The organism is Photobacterium sp. SP02, assembly GCF_038519165.1.
In the GTDB taxonomy this organism is placed as follows: domain Bacteria; phylum Pseudomonadota; class Gammaproteobacteria; order Enterobacterales; family Vibrionaceae; genus Photobacterium; species Photobacterium halotolerans.
The window spans coordinates 1-3,755 of record NZ_JASJOJ010000122.1 but is presented as its reverse complement, the minus strand read 5'-3'; the positions used below and the strand labels follow the sequence as shown (position 1 = coordinate 3,755).

Here is a 3,755-nt window from a genome sequence, read left to right as displayed (position 1 = left end):
TTGAGGCTATCCATAGCGATTTGACCACCTGAAAGAGAAGCCTCAATTAGATCATATTCTTACTTAGAATGGTATTACAGGATTTTTCTCAAAGCTGTTCGAAGTAGGGGGATGTTTGGCTGGCGAGTTATTTGAAGGATAGTGTAGAAGGGGGGGGAACACTCTGCTGCGATCTCGAATAGAGAGCCGTTACATCAGGGTAGGATATTACTGTCAGCAAAGCATAACCGCTTTACATCGTCTAAATTGCTTGCCAGCAGAATTCCCGCGGATTTCATTTGATTGCAACTCTCGGCAATGGTGTCAGGTGAAATGCCCCGGCACGCAGATAAATTGACAATGACTTTAAAGGATTTGGTTGCCTGAAGTTGCAAGGCTGTTGTTTTAACGCAGTAATCCGTTGCGAGACCGCCAATAATGACAGTGGTGACACCTTTGTGATGTAGCCATTCGATCAGTCCGGTACTGAGCTTTTCTTCAAGATCGTGAAAACAAGCGCCGTAAGGATGAAGATCTGGCTCTATCCCTTTCCAGATGACGTGGTCATACTCAGTTACTCTGGGAAGCCCAGGTATCACTTCAAAGCCCTTACTGCCCGGGACGGCGTGTTTGACCCAGGTTAGATCAGCATTTGGGTGTGATAATGGTTGGAACATTTTGTCATGGCTATCAACAACCCACACAGCATTCTTCGGGTGCGCATCTTTTGTCAAAATACGCCAAGTCGCTAATTCCGCCTGTTGATTTAAGGCCTGAGCAATATGATGGCCCTCTGGAACAGGCAGTTCATCAGGACAAAGTGGAGTAAAGGTTTGCTGGGCATCCACGTCGATTGCTGCAATAGCCATGACTTTCTCCTTACAGAATCTGATTCAGAATATGATCTGCTTTCAGACGCCGTATACGCTTAATCAAGCGTCGAACCGGTAGTGGGTAGCTGTCAACTCTATCAATGAATTTATAGCTGCCCATTAATTGAGTATGTCGCAAAATGGCACTGAGTTCCTGCTGCTTTTGCTCTGCTAGCAACTCATGTTTGTCATGTACCAGGATGGCGTTCTCTAAATCCAGTTTCCATGCACGCGGATTAAGGTTATTACCGGTAATGAGCATGTACTGGCGATCAACCCAGATCCCTTTCAGGTGGAAGCTGTTGTCTTCGTGTTTCCAAATATGAATAGCCAGCTGACGGCGGGCGATAGCGGCCTCGTTGTGTTTGGCAAAACTACGCAAGTTAACCTCATATAAGTAAGGCAATCCTGCGATGGTTCGGAACGGTTCGCTGGGTGGGATGTAAAAATCATTAGCGGTTTTATCGCCGACAATCAGCGTGATCTTTACACCGCGACGCAAAGCCCGTTTCACTTCCCGGCTCACACTGCGGGGAAAGTTGAAATAAGGGGTGCAGATCGTCAGCTCATGTTTAGCACTGGCGATCAGGGTACAAATGTACTTATTCAGATTGTTCTTACGACGGCCAAGGCCAACAATGGGTGTAAGGCCAACCTGATCATCAGCGATAGGCTCAGGATCAAAATAATAGCTTGCGCGCTGTAATTCCAGGCGCAATTGCTTGATAGCATTGCGTAAGACTTTCGTTTCCGGCCGGGTCTGCTGATTGAGGCAATTGACCGCTTCACTGTCGACCAGCGTGCGCTGGACAAAGTGGGCCATGCTGTCAGCCAGTTTGGTGTTTTTCAAAACATGATATCTGTCGTAGCGGTAACGTTGATGTTGAGCCAGATAGACATCATTCAGGCTGGCGCCGCTATATATGACAGTATTGTCAATAATAAAGCCTTTGAGGTGGAGCACGCCAAAGACTTCACGATTGCGAACGGGCACGCCCAACACTTCAATCTTATGTTGGTATGACTGGGCAAACTCACGGTAGAGCGCTGCATTACCTTCCGATTTTTCTGCACCTATCAGTCCACGCTGAGCCCGGTGCCAATCGACGAGGACTTTAATGTCCAGTTCGGGACGTCGCTGTTTTGCATCATACAATGCTTGAAGAATACTGCGACCCGCATCGTCATCTTGCAGGTACAATGCAACCAGATAAATACGCTTGGTTGCATTGGCTATTTCCTGATGCAAACGTTCACGAAAGGCACCGGCATCAAGCAGTGTTTCTATATCTTCCGGCTGATGTGCAATACGTGGTAGCTGATCTATGAGCTGCCTATTTGCAGTAGCTGAATCCATTATCGCCTCGTTCCGCGATTTATATGATAAATCTAAAAATTAGGGGGTCAATTATACCAGATTTTAGTGCTGGTAAAGCGACCGGGCCGATCCAATTAATGAGCTTGGGAGGCAAGTTGGGTCAACTGGCCTGATATTGCATAGGAGTGAGCGCTTTTCCACCAACTCTGTAGCGTTCAATTCGATGAGCAAGAGGAAGCGGTAGCGCATCATCTGCAATGACCGAAAACTGTGCTTTTAGGTACAGTGGTTCAAGGTGGCTGAAGGCAAAACAGTAACAGGGCTTAGCCATAAGTTGCGAATGGCAAGCGTTCAATAACGCAAGGCCAAGGCCCTGTTGTCTCAACTGCGGTACAACCAGCATGCCTGTCATTAATTGAAAATCGTCATATTGCTGGAAACGGACAACGGCCACGATGGACTTCACCGTTTCTCCGATCCAGATGATTTCGTCCTTCTTGGCTTTACCCGCAGGGTAATGCGCCTTGTACAGACGATTGACCAAAGGAAGGCGAAGAGGTTCCAAAGGATGGAAGCTAAGTGTTGTTTTCGTTAAATCTGTCATGGAATTAACTGCGTCGCTATGTGTGATCAGTTAGAATGCGGCCTCCAGTATAAAGCGACGGTTTGAATTTGGTATGGAAGTTTTGCATCGCCATTCACTGGCTTCATTGCATACATTTGGCTTGAGTGTAACAGCCTCTCAGGTTGTGACCATGAGATCGGTGGACGAGCTGAAAGCGCTGTTGTCCAGTGATGTGACAGGAACGACTCCTGCTCTTGTGATGGGGCAAGGGAGTAACTTGCTGTTTTGTGAAGACTATAACGGAACTGTCATACTGAATCGGATTATGGGGATTGAGGTTGATGAAACCGATGTTGCTTACCATCTACATGTAGGTGCGGGTGAAAACTGGCATCAGTTGGTGTGCTGGACGGTTGAGCAGGAGATGCCTGGCCTGGAAAACCTGGCCCTGATTCCTGGTTGCGCAGGTTCTGCACCCATACAGAATATCGGGGCTTATGGCGTTGAGCTTCAGGATATCTGCGAATATGTTGATGTGCTGGAGCGAAAAAGCGGTGATGTCGTTCGCTTAACGGCAGACGCGTGCCGCTTTGGCTACCGTGATTCTATTTTTAAGCACGAATTGAAAGACAGTCATATCATAGTGGCGGTTGGCCTTCGTCTGAGTAAGGACTGGCAGCCAAATACGAGCTATGGGCCGCTGGCGAACCTGGATCCTGCCACTGTTACAGCTAGCGACATCCTGGCGCAGGTGTGTGCAACTCGACAGGCTAAGCTGCCGGATCCGGCGGTGCTGGGTAATGCCGGCAGCTTCTTTAAAAACCCCGTGGTATCTGAACATAGCTATCAGAAGCTGGCGGCAGAATTTCCGTCTGTCCCTTGTTATCCCGCAGCAGGCGGCCGGTTTAAATTGGCCGCCGGGTGGTTGATAGATCAATGCGGACTGAAAGGCCATAAGGTTGGCGGAGCGGCCGCAACACCGGCATCCAGGCGCCAGTACATTGACAAATACAGGTTGCTG

Annotated in this window: 4 protein-coding genes; 1 reads left to right on the top strand and 3 read right to left on the bottom strand. The window is 48.4% G+C overall.

Annotated features, from left to right (window positions below):
• Positions 1-194: 194 nt before the first annotated feature.
• The 3 genes from P0Y67_RS22365 to P0Y67_RS22355 all read right to left on the bottom strand — a co-directional run bounded on the left by P0Y67_RS22365 (position 195) and on the right by P0Y67_RS22355 (position 2,773).
• Complete coding sequence (locus tag P0Y67_RS22365; protein WP_342393660.1) at positions 195-848, bottom strand: nicotinamidase; 654 nt, start codon at positions 846-848, stop codon at positions 195-197.
• Between the two features lie 10 nt (positions 849-858).
• Positions 859-2,208 (bottom strand): CDP-diacylglycerol--serine O-phosphatidyltransferase, encoded by a 1,350-nt coding sequence (gene pssA / locus P0Y67_RS22360; protein WP_342393659.1) that lies wholly within the window; start codon positions 2,206-2,208, stop codon positions 859-861.
• A 121-nt stretch (positions 2,209-2,329) separates the two neighbouring features.
• Positions 2,330-2,773: a GNAT family N-acetyltransferase gene (locus tag P0Y67_RS22355; RefSeq protein WP_342393658.1), complete on the bottom strand. Its 444-nt coding sequence runs from the start codon at positions 2,771-2,773 to the stop codon at positions 2,330-2,332.
• Positions 2,774-2,846: 73 nt separating this feature from the next.
• Between P0Y67_RS22355 and murB the strand changes: the two genes are divergently transcribed.
• Positions 2,847-3,755 (top strand): UDP-N-acetylmuramate dehydrogenase (gene murB / locus P0Y67_RS22350; RefSeq protein WP_342393657.1); only part of this gene is annotated, 909 nt, incomplete at its 3' end.